The 16,633-nt window shown below is 43.2% G+C and carries 20 protein-coding genes; 6 read left to right on the top strand and 14 right to left on the bottom strand.

The annotated features are described in order from the left end of the window. The first annotated feature begins 46 nt into the window (after positions 1–46). Positions 47–307, top strand: coding sequence for a hypothetical protein (locus J7E81_RS22025; protein WP_215045591.1), 261 nt, complete (start codon positions 47–49; stop codon positions 305–307). Positions 308–494: 187 nt separating this feature from the next. Here J7E81_RS22025 and J7E81_RS22020 read toward each other — a convergent pair whose 3' ends face one another. From J7E81_RS22020 to spoIIID, 5 genes are all read right to left on the bottom strand, one after another. Then, positions 495–854 (bottom strand): hypothetical protein, encoded by a 360-nt coding sequence (locus J7E81_RS22020; protein WP_215045590.1) that lies wholly within the window; start codon positions 852–854, stop codon positions 495–497. Positions 855–960: 106 nt separating this feature from the next. Next, on the bottom strand, positions 961–1,395 hold the full coding sequence (gene fabZ / locus J7E81_RS22015) for a 3-hydroxyacyl-ACP dehydratase FabZ (protein WP_098527832.1): 435 nt from the start codon (positions 1,393–1,395) through the stop codon (positions 961–963). A gap of 80 nt (positions 1,396–1,475) precedes the next feature. Then, positions 1,476–1,784: a DNA-directed RNA polymerase subunit beta gene (locus J7E81_RS22010; protein WP_215045589.1), complete on the bottom strand. Its 309-nt coding sequence runs from the start codon at positions 1,782–1,784 to the stop codon at positions 1,476–1,478. Between the two features lie 268 nt (positions 1,785–2,052). Beyond that, positions 2,053–3,054, bottom strand: a complete 1,002-nt coding sequence (gene mreB / locus J7E81_RS22005) for a rod shape-determining protein (protein ID WP_215045588.1) — start codon at positions 3,052–3,054, stop codon at positions 2,053–2,055. A 264-nt stretch (positions 3,055–3,318) separates the two neighbouring features. Next, the gene (gene spoIIID, locus J7E81_RS22000; protein ID WP_007086083.1) at positions 3,319–3,591 is read right to left on the bottom strand and encodes a sporulation transcriptional regulator SpoIIID; all 273 of its coding nucleotides are present in this window, start codon (positions 3,589–3,591) and stop codon (positions 3,319–3,321) included. Between the two features lie 649 nt (positions 3,592–4,240). Here spoIIID and J7E81_RS21995 point away from each other — a divergent pair. Continuing rightward, positions 4,241–4,552, top strand: a complete 312-nt coding sequence (locus tag J7E81_RS21995; protein WP_215045587.1) for an MGMT family protein — start codon at positions 4,241–4,243, stop codon at positions 4,550–4,552. A 55-nt stretch (positions 4,553–4,607) separates the two neighbouring features. Here J7E81_RS21995 and J7E81_RS21990 read toward each other — a convergent pair whose 3' ends face one another. Together J7E81_RS21990 and spoIIQ are read right to left on the bottom strand one after the other, a co-directional pair. Continuing rightward, positions 4,608–6,605 carry a penicillin-binding transpeptidase domain-containing protein gene (locus J7E81_RS21990; RefSeq protein ID WP_215045586.1) on the bottom strand — a complete coding sequence of 666 codons (1,998 nt, stop codon included), beginning with the start codon at positions 6,603–6,605 and terminating at the stop codon, positions 4,608–4,610. 339 nt (positions 6,606–6,944) lie between these two features. Next, positions 6,945–7,754, bottom strand: a complete 810-nt coding sequence (gene spoIIQ, locus J7E81_RS21985) for a stage II sporulation protein SpoIIQ (protein WP_215045585.1) — start codon at positions 7,752–7,754, stop codon at positions 6,945–6,947. 319 nt (positions 7,755–8,073) lie between these two features. Here spoIIQ and J7E81_RS21980 point away from each other — a divergent pair, with 319 nt between their 5' ends. Further along, a complete protein-coding gene (locus J7E81_RS21980) occupies positions 8,074–9,171 on the top strand; it encodes a GerAB/ArcD/ProY family transporter (protein ID WP_215045584.1) in 1,098 nt (365 codons plus the stop codon). 47 nt (positions 9,172–9,218) lie between these two features. Here the strand turns inward: J7E81_RS21980 and spoIID are convergent, their stop codons facing one another. Continuing rightward, positions 9,219–10,259, bottom strand: a complete 1,041-nt coding sequence (gene spoIID / locus J7E81_RS21975) for a stage II sporulation protein D (RefSeq protein ID WP_215045583.1) — start codon at positions 10,257–10,259, stop codon at positions 9,219–9,221. Between spoIID and J7E81_RS21970 the strand changes: the two genes are divergently transcribed. Further along, positions 10,237–10,419, top strand: a complete 183-nt coding sequence (locus J7E81_RS21970) for a hypothetical protein (protein WP_215045582.1) — start codon at positions 10,237–10,239, stop codon at positions 10,417–10,419. The genes spoIID and J7E81_RS21970 overlap by 23 nt on opposite strands. Before the next feature lie 201 nt (positions 10,420–10,620). Here the strand turns inward: J7E81_RS21970 and murA are convergent, their stop codons facing one another. The 5 genes from murA to J7E81_RS21945 all read right to left on the bottom strand — a co-directional run bounded on the left by murA (position 10,621) and on the right by J7E81_RS21945 (position 14,065). Continuing rightward, the gene (murA, locus tag J7E81_RS21965; RefSeq protein ID WP_215045581.1) at positions 10,621–11,931 is read right to left on the bottom strand and encodes a UDP-N-acetylglucosamine 1-carboxyvinyltransferase; all 1,311 of its coding nucleotides are present in this window, start codon (positions 11,929–11,931) and stop codon (positions 10,621–10,623) included. 32 nt (positions 11,932–11,963) lie between these two features. Then, on the bottom strand, positions 11,964–12,773 hold the full coding sequence (locus tag J7E81_RS21960) for a YwmB family TATA-box binding protein (RefSeq protein ID WP_215045580.1): 810 nt from the start codon (positions 12,771–12,773) through the stop codon (positions 11,964–11,966). Between the two features lie 303 nt (positions 12,774–13,076). Then, positions 13,077–13,310, bottom strand: coding sequence for a DUF1146 family protein (locus tag J7E81_RS21955; protein ID WP_215045579.1), 234 nt, complete (start codon positions 13,308–13,310; stop codon positions 13,077–13,079). Between the two features lie 181 nt (positions 13,311–13,491). Then, positions 13,492–13,671, bottom strand: coding sequence for a hypothetical protein (locus J7E81_RS21950; RefSeq protein ID WP_215045578.1), 180 nt, complete (start codon positions 13,669–13,671; stop codon positions 13,492–13,494). Between the two features lie 67 nt (positions 13,672–13,738). Next, complete coding sequence (locus J7E81_RS21945; protein ID WP_215045577.1) at positions 13,739–14,065, bottom strand: YflT domain-containing protein; 327 nt, start codon at positions 14,063–14,065, stop codon at positions 13,739–13,741. Between the two features lie 145 nt (positions 14,066–14,210). Here J7E81_RS21945 and J7E81_RS21940 point away from each other — a divergent pair, with 145 nt between their 5' ends. Together J7E81_RS21940 and J7E81_RS21935 are read left to right on the top strand one after the other, a co-directional pair. Next, on the top strand, positions 14,211–14,558 hold the full coding sequence (locus tag J7E81_RS21940; protein WP_215045576.1) for a hypothetical protein: 348 nt from the start codon (positions 14,211–14,213) through the stop codon (positions 14,556–14,558). A gap of 76 nt (positions 14,559–14,634) precedes the next feature. Continuing rightward, positions 14,635–14,889, top strand: a complete 255-nt coding sequence (locus J7E81_RS21935; RefSeq protein WP_215045575.1) for a GlsB/YeaQ/YmgE family stress response membrane protein — start codon at positions 14,635–14,637, stop codon at positions 14,887–14,889. Positions 14,890–15,028: 139 nt separating this feature from the next. On the opposite strand, the gene cls is transcribed toward J7E81_RS21935, so the two are convergent. Further along, positions 15,029–16,528, bottom strand: coding sequence for a cardiolipin synthase (gene cls / locus J7E81_RS21930; RefSeq protein WP_215045574.1), 1,500 nt, complete (start codon positions 16,526–16,528; stop codon positions 15,029–15,031). Between the last annotated feature and the right edge of the window lie 105 nt (positions 16,529–16,633).

Genomic DNA, 16,633 nt, shown 5'->3' with positions numbered 1-16,633 from the left:
TATTTCTAAGTGATACTAAAATTAGGAGGCGAAAGGGGGAAATTTTTTGGAAAGTCTTATTGGGTTTATAATTAGTTTAGCATTTGCCATTTTTTTATTTATTGATGCACCAAGGCACAACAAAAGCCGCTGGTTGTGGGCCATTTTAGGATTTATCTTCGGACCGATTGCGTTGGGGATTTATTTTATTAAAACTGGCCGTAAAGTGGCAGGCTGGATCATTACGATTCTCGCTATTCTTTTCTATATTGTGATTATTGTTGTAATGGTTTTAGCTGTCGCACTATTTGCGAACGGTTTTTCATGAGAAAAGTGCAAGCGCCCTGGTCAGCGGCGTATGGCCTGGAGTGCTCCAACTGAGATAAAGGAAACACTAAGAGCGACAGCGATTCGATGTTGACTTATCGTAGGGCGGAGCGCGAAGGACACTAGCCGCTAGGGCGCTGGAGCTGGACAATCATGAGAAAAGGGACAGGCCAGCCTGTCCCTTTTCCTTATTTATCAATATGGTTACGATCGTTTCGATCAAGGTCATCCTCAATCATTTCTTCTTGTCTTGTGTTGATGTCTTTCACTGGGTCCTTATCGGTATCCGTGTTGATGTCATTCGTCTTTCGATACCGATCATTATCGTTTACATCATCGTCATCAATATTATTGTTGCCGCCAAGACCATCGTTGTTGTCATCCCTTAAATGATTATCGGCAGGGTTTTGGATCCTATTTTTAGTAGGATTTTGAATATTGTTATCGGTGATTGGCGCGTTTCGGTCATTATCATTGTTGTTACAGCCGACAAGAAGTACCCCGCAAAGAATAGACCCAATCAGTAGTTGAAAAAGCTTTTTCGTCAAGGTAAGGTCCCCTTTCGCAATTGTTTTACCTTCTTAGGGTGCCCTCCTGTCGATTGCTTTTATCCAAAAAAAAACGACTGAGATTATCTCAGCCGTTCTTCCAAACCTATTCCTTTTTCTCACCAAGTGCAAACGTGATTTCTGCTTCGCAGGCAATTTCGCCGTCAACGGTCGCAACCGCTTTTCCCCTGCCGATGGGTCCACGCAGACGCGTCATTTCCACTTCAAGGCGAAGCTGGTCGCCAGGCTTTACTTGCTTTTTAAAACGGCAATTGTCTATGCCAGCAAAAAAGGCTAAGCGCCCGCGGTTTTCTTCTTTTTTCAACATGGCGACAGCCCCGACCTGTGCGAGTGCTTCGACAATGAGGACGCCCGGCATGACAGGGTAATCAGGAAAGTGGCCGTTGAAAAACTCTTCATTAGCTGAAACATTTTTTATGCCAACCGCTCTTTTTCCCTCTTCCACTTCTAAAATACGGTCAACGAGCAAGAATGGATAGCGGTGCGGAATAATCTCTTTAATTTGTTCAATATCCAACATACTTAGTACCTCCTCCTAGTAACTGATAACTGATTCCATTCTACTATATAGAAATAGGAAGGGCAATTACTCCCTTCCCGTTATTCCTTATCGACTAAGTCTATAATATGTGTCCAGGTTGATTCTTTAAATACATCTCCCACATTTCCGCCGCCGAGCACCCCGTATCCAACCGTTGCTCCCGCCATCACGCAAATGATGATACTGGCCAGTAAAAGAACGAGACGAAGCCAGATCGGAATCAAACGGGCCCGAACTCGTTTATCGGTCTTAGGCGCTGGTGCAGGTTCTGTCTTTTTGAGTTTTTCCGCTTTCGTTTGTTCCACTGCCTCTTGTTTCGCCTTTTTATATTCTTCTCTCGTACTGACTTGTCCATTATTTCCTGTCATTCGTTAATTCCCCTTTAACCAAATTCGGCACTTTTCACGAATTTGACGAGTTAATACATATTATATCCGATTCAATATCTCTATTATAAAAAATTATTCCTAAATACTCATTAATTTTTTTCTGGAAGCATGGGGAAGCATGGGGACGGTTCTCTTGCTTCCCCCGGGAAGCAAAAGAACCGTCCCCATGTTTTTTCCCAAAAATAAAAAAGCCTAATGATGGAGGGCTTGTCCGGCCTGCTTCATTAGACTTTTTGTATCGTAATATTTATCCTAATTTGCGGTGTGAAATGCGGTCGATGTTATCGAGCATGATGCCTGTGCCGATGGCTACGCAGTCCATTGGGTTTTCTGCAACCAATACCGGTACCTTTAGCTCTTCAGCAAGGAGCATGTCGATGCCGTGTAGCAATGCGCCGCCGCCCGTTAAAATAACGCCACGGTCGATGATGTCAGCAGAAAGTTCTGGTGGTGTCCGCTCTAAGACACTTTTTGCTGCTTGAACGATAACAGCTACTGATTCACGTAATGCCCCTTCGATTTCTTCAGAACGAACGGTAATCGTCCGCGGTAAGCCGCTGACCATGTCACGGCCGCGGATTTCCATCTCTTCTGAACGGGAACCTTGGAAGACCGTACCGATGTTTATTTTAATATTTTCAGCCGTTCGTTCCCCAATCAAGAGCTTATACTCGCGCTTAATGTGGTTGAGAATCTCCATGTCGAACTTGTCACCGGCCATTTTGATGGAGGAAGAAGTCACGATATCGCCCATTGACAGGACCGCTACATCGGTTGTTCCTCCTCCGATATCCACTACCATGTTACCGCTAGGCTGGAAGATGTCCATTCCAGCACCGATTGCCGCCACTTTTGGCTCTTCTTCCAAGTAAATCTTTTTGCCGCCGCTTTTTTCAGCTGCTTCCCTGATTGCCTTTTGCTCCACACTGGTAATGTTCGTTGGGCAGCAGATCAGGATGCGCGGCTTTGATAAAAAGCCTTTTACGTTTAATTTATTAATGAAATGCTTTAGCATTGCTTCGGTTACATCAAAGTCAGCAATTACGCCGTCTTTTAGCGGACGAATGGCCACGATGTTTCCTGGTGTACGGCCGACCATGCGGCGCGCTTCTTCACCGACTGCTAAAACTCTATTTGTATTTTTATCAATCGCCACGACGGAAGGTTCATTCAGTACAATACCACGGCCTTTAACGTGAATCAGCACGTTGGCCGTCCCTAAGTCAATCCCAATATCCCTTGCAAACATTCTCTTTTCTTTCCTCCTTGGAAACAAAAATCCACATTCTTTTCCTAATTGACTATTTTATCATATTCATCAACTTTTCCATAACAATTTAATGTAATATTAATGACTTTGTTGAATTTTGTTAAAATTAGGGGGAATTGGATTGAAAAGCGGAATGGTTTGCATGAAAAGAGCAATCTGGGATCAGATTGCTTGTTTCCTCTTTTTTTGGGTTTCATAGTAGGTTCCGGTTCTATCAGGTTCTATCAGGTTCTAGCAAGTCGCTTACTTGACGGCCTCGCCTTCCTTTTCTTCTTTTTGATATTTCATTTTGGTCGCCTCTCCACCCCTGAGGTGACGGATTGATTTATGGTAATCTAGAATTTCCTTAACCTCATTTGCCAGCTCTGGATTAATCTCAGGAAGTCTCTCTGTCAAATCCTTATGGACTGTACTTTTGGATACGCCAAACTCCTTCGCAATGACGCGAACCGTTTTCCTCGTCTCCACGATATACTTTCCAATCTTGATAGTTCTCTCTTTGATGTAATCGTGCACACTCTCGCCCTCCCTAAATTGGATGTGAGAAGTGTGAAATGAGACCCGCTTATCACTTCGACGAATTCTACTTCCGTGTGTAGTAGTAACGGTGACAGGCACCACAAAAAGACATTGTCCACGTTAGGCGGACACTGAGTGCATATTTGTTCCACACGGCAGAAAGTTGTAACCTTCTGTCAATACGATGAATAATCATGTCCCCGGCTGAATACCTGTTATCTTCAAACGACTCCTCACCTCAAACACTCTCTTTGTAAAGGTTTGTAACCATTTTATTAGCTTGGATACGGGTTTATGCACAAAATAGACAAACGGGACAAGGCTGGTTAGGAAATTTTTCGAAAATAGGACGGATTCCATTTATTCGACATTTGTGAGAAAGCCACGTCCCCCAAGGGTTCTCCTTCCAATTTCCATCTAAAGCACCATGCGGCTGGCAAAGAATTTGTCGAAAGAATTTTTTTGAAAATATTAATTTACTGCAAATTGTTTTTCATTTTTTATGCAGGAACCTCCGGGAAAATGATGAAATCGCTAGCCGTCATACGGAAAACGGACTCCACTTGCCTGTTCAAAATATTATATAATGTTCCTATTATAAATTATGCTCACCTAATAATTACCGAAAAGGAAAGGATCAACCCCTATGACCCCATTTACGGAAAATGTCATACAGATTATTCGCAGCATCCCTGAAGGCAAAGTCATGACTTACGGCCAAATTGCGGCACTCGCTGGCAGCCCCCGTGCCGCCCGTCAGGTGGTTCGTGTCCTTCATTCGATGAGCAGGAAATATAAGCTGCCTTGGCACCGTGTCATCAACAGCAAGGGCAAGATTGCCCTCTCAGACGATGAATCCTATCATGAACAGCTATTTTCCCTTGAAAGTGAAGGCGTTGAAATCGGCCTGAATGGCATTATCGATTTGAGGAGATATCAATATCAGCCTGAGGAATAATTAACCCAAAAAGCACAAGTGATCTCAAAAAATCACTTGTGCTCCACTCACACGCCTATTTCCATTTCATAAACACATTTTTCACTTTGTTCACCGGCACCAGCGAGCTGCCCCGGCCTTGGACACCTTCCACCATCATTGCCACCATCAAGCTCGGGTTATCGGGATTATACGCAATAAACCAGCCATTTTCCGTGCCAGTTACCCCTTGCTTTTGCTTTATCTCAGCCGTCCCTGTTTTGCCTGCCAATGGATACCCTGAGATCTGCGCTGCACGTGCGGTCCCGCCTGGGTCGCTCACAACCTTACGCAAATCTGCCGAAATCAACTTAGCGTTCTCAGCCGAGACCGCCGCTTCCTTCCAAACCTGGCCCTGCTGCTCATCCGTCAGCAAAATCGGTTTGATCACATTTCCGTTGCCATTTGCAAACGGTGTATAGGAAGCCAGTAAATGAACAATGCTCATCTGCACCTGACCCTGACCATATCCTGAGTCAGCGAGGGAGATATCATTGCCCAGCGTACCCGTTACCGATTTCTCAAGCGGGTATGGATAGGCTAGCGCTTCTTCAAAGCCAAATTTTTTCAGTCCTTCAACAAACTTGTCTTTCCCTATCTTCAATGCTGCTTGCGCAAAATAAATATTATCGGAATAAACGAGCGCCTTTTCTAAGTTCACCGGCTCTGTCCCGGCATGAACCCTCGTCACGAAATACTTGCCCCATGATGAATCCTTTTGCCATTTTGCTCCTAAAATCGGCACTGCTTCACCCGGCACAATCGCACCAGACTCCAATCCGACCGCTGCCGTTAGTGGTTTCATCACTGAGCCAGGCGCATAGGCTTGCTTAAAACGAGTCGTCAACGGCTGCTTAGGGTTCTGCCGCAGTGCCTGCCACTCTTCGGCAGCCATCCCCAGCATGACCTGATTCGGGTCAAACGATGGACTGCTAACAAGCGCTAGCGTTTCCCCCGTCTTCGGGTTCATCGCTGCGGCTGTTCCGGCCTCATCACCCATTTCCGTAAACACCGTCTTTTGCAACTCCGCATCAATTGTCAACTTAACATCCTGGCCATCGACCACCGGCTTCTCGGCAAGGACCACATCCGCGCTTCCGGCTGCCTTCTTTTTAATGACAATCTTCACGCCGCTTGTGCCCCGTAAGCGCTCATCCAGCACCTGCTCAAGGCCGCGCTTGCCAATCACATCGCCGCTCGTATAGCCATTTTTTTTCAGCTTTTCTAGCTCATCGGCCGTAATCGCCCCCACATAGCCAACAAGCTGTGCTGCAGCCTTTCCATAAGGATAAACCCGAGCCTCCACTTTCCTTGTCTTGACTGGCTCGAGGGCAATCAACTGAGCAATTCGCTTTTGGTCATCCATTGACACCTTTGCGAGCGGCACAAACTGCCCTGGCTGCACCCAGCTGGCGCTAAGCAAATTATTAATCTGCTCCCGTGTCATTTTAAGGAGCGGTCCCAATTGCGACAGAACCGCATCATCCAGCTTCCCAGCGACGACGCCGACTTCATATACCTGGCCATTCACTGCCAGACCCGTGCCGTTGCAGTCGAGAATTTCCCCGCGCTTCGGTGCCGACGTACTCACGCTGATTTTGTCGCCTTCCTTTAATCCTTTAAAAATGAACTCAGTATTCCAGTCCACATACCAGTTCTTGTTATTGTCTCTTTCTTCTTCTTGTAATCTAGCTTGCTGGGTAAAATTAATCGGCCCAGCGATACTATTCATGCTGGCGGTAAAAGAATAGCGGACTGGTTCTTTATCTCCCTGATCCTTTTTCGGCTTTTTGAAGTTGATCTTGAGGTCTTTTATCTGCAGATCATCGTAGAGTTTTTCGTAGCGAGTTGTAAATTGTTCTTTGCTGATATTCTTTTTCGCATCACTAGAAAGATAATCATACATTTTCGAAAACTTTTGCTGGTTCCATAAAGCTATGTAATCGGAGAATCGTTGTTCTGGAGTGGGTTCCTTGCTGCAGCCGGCGATCACGGTGATCACAAGCATGAGCAGAATCCCGAATATTTTTTTCAAAACCAAATCCCTCCTTTTATTTCCATTCTAACATATTAAGGCGGGGAAATGGTCAAGTCCGGATTGGCACGCTTTGTCACAAAAAGTGCTCCTTTTTAGAAATTATTAATTGTTTTTTAATAGTTTGTTCATATCTAGACGCTATACTATGTTTATTCACACTTATTCAAACCCCCTTTGATAATCCGTCCTTCATGGCGGATTTTTTTTTGCCCAAAAGGAGCACGGGGACGGTTCTCTTGCTTCGGAAGCAAGAGAACCGTCCCCGTGCTCCCACCCGTGCTCCCACAAAAAAAAAGAGGAAAGTATTTTTCCCCTTCCCCTTTGTTACTTATTTTATTATGAGTTGCTTTTATCTGTAGAGTTGGTTGAGTCATCTGTAGCCGGATCTTCTATTTTTTGTTGGTCTTGTTTTACGTCCGGAGTTTTTGATGATTCTTTGCTATCATTCGTAAGGGTGTCTTCTTGCAGTGTGCTCAACGACTTTTCGAAGTAGTTTGTTGGGTTTACTGCTACACCATCTTTACGGATTTCAAAATGTACATGGGTTCCAGCTTTTTCGTTGAACAAGCTTTGTCCAGCCTTGGCAATAACTTGATCTTGTTTCACTTGGTCGCCAACCTTCACTTGAATATCTTTCACGGATTGATATTGTGTGACAATACCTTTGTCGTGTTCGATTTCAATAACATTCCCTAGGGTTGCATCTTCTTCGACACGTGTAACGGTTCCGCTAAGGGACGCAGTCACATCAAAGCTTTCGCCTTTTTTCTCCGTAATGTCGATTCCTGTGTTTGGCACATACGTATTATTGTAGAATACTAAGGCCGATTCTTGATCCGCTGCTTTGCCTGTGAAATCATAGAATTTTGTTTTGACAACCGCATCATCGGCATTTGCTACTGGCATTTTGAAGTTTTCGATTGACTTGTTTACTTCAACTGCTGGAGCATTGTTCTTTTTACCGGAAAGGTCACTGGCCTTGTAATCAAACTTATTCGTGTTGCTGCTTGATGATTGATACCATAGGACTCCGGTTAAAATGATTGCTGCACTTGCGATATAAATGGCTGGAAATACCCAACGCTTTTTGAAAAAGCGTTTTACACTGGAACTTTGAGAAGATCGTTTGTTTTCTTCCTCTCTCATTTTCATCACCTCAGCAATCATTCTGAACAGATAAGTAGAATTATATACACGGCGATAAAAAAATTTTTAAAACTTATTTTTCGACAGTAGGCATGATTTTATGCATTCTTTTTTAAAAACTTTTCGAGGTGGCCTTGTTGTTGGTTGTGATGCGAGAGTTGCCCTTTCTATCGAATTAATATAAGGTCACCGGATCGGTCAAAATAATTACTAAAATGAGAAAAAAAGGTAATCCTATTATAGATGCATTTTGCTATTTCTTACTGTAAATGAAGAGGTTTCCTGTAACCAATGTTTTTGGGGAAGAAGGGATGAACGTATGCAGAAGCTCCAAATCAGTTCGTACCAAATGTTTGTCCTGATTGTTTTATTTGAATTAGGTACGGCTGTTTTGTTTGGTCCCGGAGCAACGGCCAAACAGGATGCCTGGATCGCAAATTTACTCGGACTAGCAGGTGGAGTATTACTCTTTTTGATTTATTATCGGCTCTTTACCTACTATCCTGAACTTCCGTTGACGAGTTATGTCCAAAAAATCTTAGGGAAATGGGCAGGCAGTTTGATTGCCTTTTTCTATATTTCTTATTTCTTATATCAGAGTTCAAGAGTTTTAAGAGATATTGGGGAGCTTTTAGTGACTACCATTTACACAAATACCCCCTTAATCATACTGAATACGGTTATGATTATTACGATTATGTACGGGATTTTTAAGGGTTTTGAAGTTATCGCTAGAGTGGGCGAGCTTTGTTTTATTGGTGTTTATTTATTAGCCATTCTAGGTTTTTTTACCATTATATTTACGGAGATCTTACATATAGAAAACCTAAAACCAATCCTTGAAAATGGCTGGAGTCCCGTTTTAAAAACCGTTTTAAGATCAACAACCCATTTTCCTTTCGGTGAAATGGTCATTCTTACGATGCTGCTGCCTTTTTTTAAAAATCAAAAGAAAGTGGTAACGGTTTGTTTGAGTGGAATGATATTAAGCGGTATTAACATCGCGATTACATCCGTCATCAATGTTGCGGTATTAGGGGTGGAATTATTTATTCGCTCCCCCTTCCCACTCTATAACACGATTAGAAAAATTGAACTCACGACTTTTATCCAACGCCTGGATATTTTTTTTATTCTTTATTTGATTGTTGCTGGATTTTTTAAATTATGTCTTTATTATTATGTTGCTGTGATTGGAGCTGCAGACCTTTTTAAACTGAAAGACCACTCCACGCTTATTTTCCCGCTCGGGGTCGTCATTATAATAGGTTCGATGACAATCGCTTCCAATTATTCAGAACATATACAAGAAGGCATGATGATTATCCCCTATCTTTTACACATGCCTTTTCAAGTCATTATTCCAATAATTCTGTTAATCATTGCTTTTGTAAAAGGTTTAAAAAGTGGTCATTGACAAGTACCTAGACAAAATAAATAAGCCAGGCGCCACGCCTGACTTATTTATTTTTGTGCGGTTAAGGTTGACAGCATACTCTCTGCGGAGGCAATCTCTACCCCTTTATAGTAATGCTTCACGATCGCCTTATAATCCGATCCATTTTCGGCCATGCCGTTCGCTCCGTATTGACTCATACCGACACCGTGGCCAAAGCCTTTGGTCGAGATGACAATATTATTTCCCTTTCGCTGCCAAGAAAAATCCGATGACTTCAAATCCAGTTTTTCACGGATGTCCCTTCCCGTTAACACCTTGCCATTAAAGTCTACTTTCGCCACCCGCTTTCCAGTGGTACGGGCGACAATTTTTCCGATTGTCGAACTTGAGCCAATCTTCACACCGAGTTTCGTTTCAAACGCTCTCACCGTTAGCACCTTTTGATTGGAAAACTTCGGCGACTCTTTATCCCATGGACTTGAAACACTTCGTAAATAGGGTATACTGCCAGCCCAGTAGTCCTCTGAGTCTTCGGTATAGCCATTTCCAGTCGAAAAGAACAAGGCATCGATCGGTTTTCCGGCATAGGTCAAAATCTGGCCGCCCGTTGAGCGAACGGCTTCGATGACCTTTTTCTTTTTCCACGTGTAATCCTGACCCCAGTCGCGCCTCATTTCACCATCATTCATATAGACCTGATGGATTTGCGTATCCGTCACCTGTGCACCCTTTGGTACACCCATCGTATCTTTATTTACCAATCTGTTTACGATATATGTTCGTGCCGCTAGTGCCTGAGCCTTGAGTGCTTCTTCCTTAAATTCTGCCGGCATTTCCGCTGCCACAACCCCAACCAGATAATCTTCAAATGGAACTTTTTCAATTACCTTTCTCGCCGAGCGATAAACCGCTACTGTTACAGCCGTGTCAGCGTCTACGCTTGAGGTTGTCGGCGTTGCCTTTGCGGAAGCCTTGGTTAAGTCTTCCCCGAGCTTTCCGCTCGTGTTGCGGTCCCCTGAGAATGGTAATACGACGACAGAGGGAATAATGATGGTTAAGGCAATGAGGAGTGATGCTAGTACGATGAGTGGTTTGATTTTGTTCATGATAGTGCCTCCAGTTTGTAAAATTCTCGAGCCAGCACAAACCTGCCGGATTGCGTCTCAATTACATACATATGGATGCGGACAAGCATTTATTACAGATTTTTTAGCAGTGGATGATGATGTTGTTGGAATTGGTGACAGGCACCATTCCTACCATTAACACTTTGATTATGCTCCCCACCTGGGTATCGGTGACAGGCACCATTCCTACCATTAACACCTTGTTTAAGCTCCCCACCTAGGAAACGGTGACAGGCACCAGCTATAACAAAAGAATCCCTTAGTACTACAGCCGTCAGATATCAGACGACTGTCTACTAAGGGATTCTTTCACTTAACTTTCATTCTCTTTTAGTAAGCTTTAAGCATTCATATCAGAAACATATTTCTTTGCTTCAACAAACGTTTCGTCTGCTTCTGTAATACGTTCGATATCTGCCCCTAATCCTGCCAACTTGCCGTGGAAGTTCACATAACCGCGGTCTAAGTGTTTCAACTCCGTAACGCGTGTCATTCCTTCAGACACCAAACCAGTCAGAATCAACGCTGCTGCGGCACGAAGATCCGTTGCGGACACTTCAGCCCCCTGCAAATTAGAAGGACCATTTAAAATAACAGAACGGCCTTCAATCTTGATATCTGCATTCATGCGGCGGAATTCTTCCACATGCATAAAACGGTTCTCAAACACGGTTTCAGTAATCATAGAAGTACCCTCTGCACGAAGCAATAACGCCATCATTTGTGATTGCATATCAGTTGGGAAACCTGGGTGCGGCATCGTTTTAATATCGACTGCCTTCAGACGATCAGGACCGATGACACGAACGCCATCTTCTTCCTCATGAATCTCAACGTCCATCTCTTCCATTTTCGCAATCAAAGAAGATAAGTGTTCAGGGACTGCACCTCTTACCAATACATCTCCACCTGTAATCGCCGCAGCTACCATAAACGTACCTGCTTCAATCCGGTCAGGAATAATCGCATGTTCAGCGCCAAATAATACATCAACGCCTTCAATACGCAAAGTACCAGTGCCGGCACCCTTAACGCGAGCGCCCATTTTGTTCAAGAAATTAGCTAAATCGACAATCTCTGGTTCTTTTGCAACATTTTCAATAATGGTAGTACCCTGTGCTAGAGATGCTGCCATCATGATATTTTCTGTTGCCCCTACACTTGGGAAATCTAAATAAATCTTTGCACCTTTTAAGCGGCCGTCAACCTCCGCTTCAATAAAGCCATTTCCTACCTTTACCTTCGCACCCATTGCTTCAAAGCCTTTTAAGTGCTGGTCAATAGGACGGGATCCAATCGCACAGCCGCCAGGTAACGCAACCCGGGCCCTGCCATTTCGAGCTAATAGCGATCCCATTACGAGGACAGACGCACGCATTTTTCGTACGTATTCAAACGGCGCCTCTTCTTTTAACACTCTAGATGCATCAACAACAACTGTATTATTGTCAAAAGCCACTTCAGCGTTTAAGTTGCGAATCACTTCATTTATTGTGTATACATCGGAGAGTGTGGGTACATCACGTATCACACTTTTTCCATCACTTGCTAATAATGTTGCAGCGAGCACAGGCAGCACGGCATTTTTTGCACCTTCAACTTTAACCGTACCTGATAACCTTTGTCCGCCGCGGACGATGATCTTTTCCAAGAGTATTCCCCTCCGCGTCCATTTTCTCTATATTAATATTCAATCGTAATGATAGGGGTTCCAACTACTATGGTAGTCTTCGCGCCCAATCCTTCGGAGCGTAAGCCAATTTGTAAATTCATGTTATTCAATTTATGATCTATGGAGCCTGTAAACATTGGCGATGATGCCGAAACCGACATGAAATTCTCCTCTTTTAACGCTTCGATCTCTTTTGCATTAAAATCTGACATCACCCTGCCAGCTTTCTTTGCCAAAGCCGTATCAATCTTATCATTGAAAACGCCCTTCATACAAGAAAAAACTGTAGGTTTGCCCCGAAATATGTCAGATAGCCTATTTCGGAACTCTTTGGTAGTAAAAAAGCCTTCAGTCGCCTTGTTCCACTCACTTCCACGAACACTATATACTATATACGCATCTACAGGTTGTTTTGTGTGGGTTGCCATTAATTGAAGCATTTCTTGGTGGTGTTTTGATGTTGGAGATATTGCTGTCACTTGCCACTTTTGACTAGTGTTCGTTACAGACCATTTCCAATCCGGAAACTTCTGCTGAAGCTTTTTCGCATATTTCTGCACTTCTTCTACACTCTTCATGCCCGTCACATGCTCACGTGCATAAAAAGACCAATTATCGAGCAAAATATGTTCGGCTTGCAAAGTAGAGCCTATCTTCGCTAATTCCTCGGCGCCATTTGGCAAATTCACCGAGTCACGGCTGGCCTGCTTTTCTGCCTTTAAAAAGCTGCTCATGGCTTCAGTTGTTTTGTTTCCCATCATAACAAGGATCAAACTGACAATTAAAATTATATATATAAAATTCTTAACATGTCTCTTCATTTCTCCACTCCCCCTTACCACCATTGTTGCCAGGCAATTCGAGAGCAATACGTGGGAAATGTCGTCACTTTATGACAAAAATGAGCTCATTCAATCATTTCATACATTCCAAATTTGGGACATCCTTAGCTTTCCACATAAACTCGATTGTACTCGGAATATTGTGTTTTGGAAACACGAAAGAAGACCTAAAATTTTTCCAATTCCATTTGTCAAGGTGAAGCAAGGAAGCATGGGGACGGTTCTTGTGCTTCCTACAGGAAGCAGGAGAACCGTCCCCATGCTTCCCTTCCGCCCCGTCGCTTATGGCAGTAATAATGGCAGTTGCTTAGACCACTGCAGATAGTCAAGGAAAAAGTTACTAACAGATGAACCGATCATGATGGCTAATAATATGTATAGTAATCGTGCCTGAACCACATGGTTTTGTTTCAACAACTTTTCTAAACGGATTGCCTGCAGTGCATACCAGGCGATCACAATAAAGATGAGATGTGACAGGATACTCACTAACGCTATTTGCCCAAAGTCCTCCATCCATTTCCCCTCCCTTTTCAGGTCCAAACAATATTCTATCATATTGACGTATGAAAATCAGAAAAGATTCACATTTTGGATATTTTTGGATTATTCAAAATAAGGAAAGGGTTTACATATAAATTGCCTGCCTAAACAAATTTCCTCCTGAGAGACATATGTTTAAGCAGGCAAATGAAAATTATATCTCATTCCACACCCGGTCGAGACTTAATGGAACAAACACCCTGTCCCCTTGAATCTCCTTATGGATAATTGGATTTTCAAAATAATCCTCTAAGCTGCGTTTTTTACTTCCTCGGTGTCTTACGATTCGGTGGACACCTAATAATGTATCTAAACTTTGCTTCGAAAATTTCATCTTCATCACCTCATTATTTTTTTAATCGATAGGAAACGGCTGCTTCCTATCGATATTTTATATATGGTTAGGCTGATTTTGCTGCTACAACGATGACCTTGCCATGGTCCAATTCTTCTTCGTATCGTTCCGCATCATTACTTGATACGCCTAGTGACTCTAATTTCGAGCGAAGTTCGTCTCCGCGACTTTTGAAAACATTAGCAATAGAATCGAATACCCCCTGCTCTTGAACACTAATATCGTTAATATCTAATGCATCGGTTAGGTCCTCAGAGCGGTTTCTGTCATGGGCTAACAAGTAGATTTCATCCTTTGTATACCCCTGCGTGATCAACTGCTCAATTTCTTGTTTCGCTTGTACACCATTTTCAACGATTCTAACTGTTTCCATTTCGCTTCCTCCTTTTTTCAACTTCTGTTACGTATATATCCGCTCCAAATGAAATAAAACCTATTTTTCTAAAAATCTATTACGTTTGGAAACAATTTCAACGTGGGTATATAGAAAACACTTACGAATTCTGGAGGTGGAATAGATGAAGAAATTAATTTGTAGAAATTGTGGAAACGCGGAGTTTGAGGTGTTAAATGTAGGTGAAACGTTGTGCAAATGTGGCCGGAGGTTAACGAAGCTAAGTGACTATCAAATGGAGTCCTCATCCAAATGGAAAGAAAACCAACGACGCCGCGCTGAAATCATTTCTAAAATCAGTTTATTGAAACGGGAAGTTGACAAATGCCTGGATGAACGTGACGAAGAAGGCTTTAAAAAGCGATCGTTTGAATTAAAGCTTTGCTATCACTTTTTAGACAATGCCTTGCAGGACCCGCAGCTCCGCCTCAAGGAGCGAATCAAGCAAAATCAAAATAAGTTTAGTTTTTAAGTGTTTAAGTACTTCTATTACGGGTATTTAATAAGCATAAGCTTAACTCATTAAAAAATAGAAAGGGGACATTTTCATGGGATTCATTTGGTCATTAATTATTGGAGGAATCATTGGTTGGTTAGCTGGACTCATTCTAGGACGTGACATACCGGGTGGTATTATCGGAAATATTATTGCAGGATTTATCGGTGCATGGCTTGGTTCATTAATCTTAGGTGGATGGGGACCAGAGATCGGTGGATTCTTTATCCTTCCAGCACTAATCGGAGCGATTATCCTGGTATTTATCTTAAGTCTCATCCTAAAAGGCAGAAGAAAAACTGCATAATCAAACGATTTAGTCGAGACTGCCGGTTAGGCAGTCTTTTTATGTTGTGGAGAAATCCACTGATCACTATGGTGTGGCCATGAAGTTCACTCCATAAAAAGAGAGGTACCCGCCGCAGCCGAAGCCGCAGCGAATACCTCTATAAGACCCCTGAAAACAATCTGGCAAACGATTCTTTCCATTTTACCCCCAGGTCTCTTTTATAAAACTCAACCGGCCGGATGCGGCGGCAATCCTTTAAATCCTCCTCATAATGAACAATAAGATCATCAATCGAGTCCGTTCCCGTTAAAAACAAATTCACCTCAAAATTCAAATGAAAGCTGCGCATATCCATGTTGGCTGTCCCAATTGAAGCAAGATCCCCATCCACAATCATCACCTTTTTATGTAAAAAGCCCTTTTGATACGAATAAATCTCAATCCCAGCCCTTAATAATTCCGGAAAATACGATTGCGTCGCATATTGAGTTAAGAAACCATCATTGGTGTCAGGCACCATTAAGCGCACCTGGATGTTGTTTTGGGCAGCGATTCTGAGTGCGGTTTGGATGGCCTGGTTGGGAATGAAGTACGGGGTGGCGATCCAAATCGATTTGGTGGCGCAGGTGATCATCGCGTAGTAGTGGTCACTCATATCCCGTGTTTCAGGACCTGTTGCGACGACATGGACCAATCCATCCCCCTTTACAGGCACAGGCCTTAGGTAGCGGTCATTTTCAAACAGGATTTCGCCACTGGCGTACTTCCAATCTAGCAAAAACACCGCATGCAGCGTTTGAACGGCTTCCCCTTCGAGCATGACATGGCTGTCACACCAAAACCCGAAATTATCATCTTCGCCAAGGTATTCAACCCCAACGTTTAATCCGCCAGAAAAGCCGACCTTTCCATCAATGACAATGATTTTACGATGATTCCGGAAGTTAAACTTTTGATTATACCAGCCTCTATTTAAAGGTAAAAAAGGCCGGACGTTGATGCCAGCCTCCAGCATTTTCTTCATGGCCTTCTTTGAAAGGGAGAAACTGCCGGCCGCATCGAACAGGAGCCGCACCTCGACACCTTCCCTCACCTTCGCTTTTAAAATATCAATCAGTTCTTGGCCTAGGCGGTCATAGCGGAAGATGTAATATTCAAGATGTATAAAGTCACGCGCTTCTCTTAGCTGCCGTTTAATTTCTTGAAAGGTATCATCGCCGTTTCGTAAAATTTTGGTTTTGGTGTTCTGGTTTTGGTCGGTTAAGGTTACCTTTTCCAAATAGCTGGCAAACGAACGCTGGTGATCATTCAAGTTTGATAAGTCGAGCGGTTTTTGCTTTTTATCAAGCGCCTCGAATAGCTGACGATCACTGATCCGCTTGCTTTTAAACAACTCCCCTTTGACCAGTAATTGTCCAGAGTAAATGTAAAAAAGGTAGCCGAGGACCGGCAGTAAGATTAGTATGTAGGTCCATAGGAGTGTAGTTTGGGCGGGGCGGTTCTCGAGCCATAAGGCCAGGACTGTGTTGATAATGATGACAGCATAAAGGGTCAAAATCAGCGCCTTCCACCATACCGGCACTTCCATAAAAAAGACTAAATACCCACCAGCGATCATTAATGCAGCAAAAAGCCATTCAAAGCGTTTTCTTTTCATGACGGTATTCACCCTTTTTTACTATGAAATACCCTTTCTGTTTGTAACTAAAACAAAAGAAGCCTTACCCCTTGATTAGCGGGCAGGCTTCTTTTGTTTTTTAAA

This window comes from Bacillus sp. ISL-18 (assembly GCF_018613415.1).
Classification (GTDB): Bacteria; Bacillota; Bacilli; order Bacillales; family Cytobacillaceae; genus Neobacillus.
Note: the sequence above shows the minus strand (reverse complement) of the source record. Positions and strands in the feature narration are given on the sequence as shown.

Coding starts and splice junctions, on each gene's coding strand:
- fabZ (WP_098527832.1), bottom strand. CDS start 1,395: ATGTTGGATATTGAACAAATTAAAGAGATTATTCCGCACCGCTATCCA.
- J7E81_RS22010 (WP_215045589.1), bottom strand. CDS start 1,784: ATGACAGGAAATAATGGACAAGTCAGTACGAGAGAAGAATATAAAAAG.
- mreB (WP_215045588.1), bottom strand. CDS start 3,054: ATGTTTGCAAGGGATATTGGGATTGACTTAGGGACGGCCAACGTGCTG.
- J7E81_RS21995 (WP_215045587.1), top strand. CDS start 4,241: ATGACCCCATTTACGGAAAATGTCATACAGATTATTCGCAGCATCCCT.
- spoIIQ (WP_215045585.1), bottom strand. CDS start 7,754: ATGAGAGAGGAAGAAAACAAACGATCTTCTCAAAGTTCCAGTGTAAAA.
- J7E81_RS21980 (WP_215045584.1), top strand. CDS start 8,074: ATGCAGAAGCTCCAAATCAGTTCGTACCAAATGTTTGTCCTGATTGTT.
- J7E81_RS21970 (WP_215045582.1), top strand. CDS start 10,237: ATGAGTGGTTTGATTTTGTTCATGATAGTGCCTCCAGTTTGTAAAATT.
- spoIID (WP_215045583.1), bottom strand. CDS start 10,259: ATGAACAAAATCAAACCACTCATCGTACTAGCATCACTCCTCATTGCC.
- J7E81_RS21960 (WP_215045580.1), bottom strand. CDS start 12,773: ATGAAGAGACATGTTAAGAATTTTATATATATAATTTTAATTGTCAGT.
- J7E81_RS21955 (WP_215045579.1), bottom strand. CDS start 13,310: ATGGAGGACTTTGGGCAAATAGCGTTAGTGAGTATCCTGTCACATCTC.
- J7E81_RS21950 (WP_215045578.1), bottom strand. CDS start 13,671: ATGAAATTTTCGAAGCAAAGTTTAGATACATTATTAGGTGTCCACCGA.
- J7E81_RS21945 (WP_215045577.1), bottom strand. CDS start 14,065: ATGGAAACAGTTAGAATCGTTGAAAATGGTGTACAAGCGAAACAAGAA.
- J7E81_RS21940 (WP_215045576.1), top strand. CDS start 14,211: ATGAAGAAATTAATTTGTAGAAATTGTGGAAACGCGGAGTTTGAGGTG.
- J7E81_RS21935 (WP_215045575.1), top strand. CDS start 14,635: ATGGGATTCATTTGGTCATTAATTATTGGAGGAATCATTGGTTGGTTA.
- cls (WP_215045574.1), bottom strand. CDS start 16,528: ATGAAAAGAAAACGCTTTGAATGGCTTTTTGCTGCATTAATGATCGCT.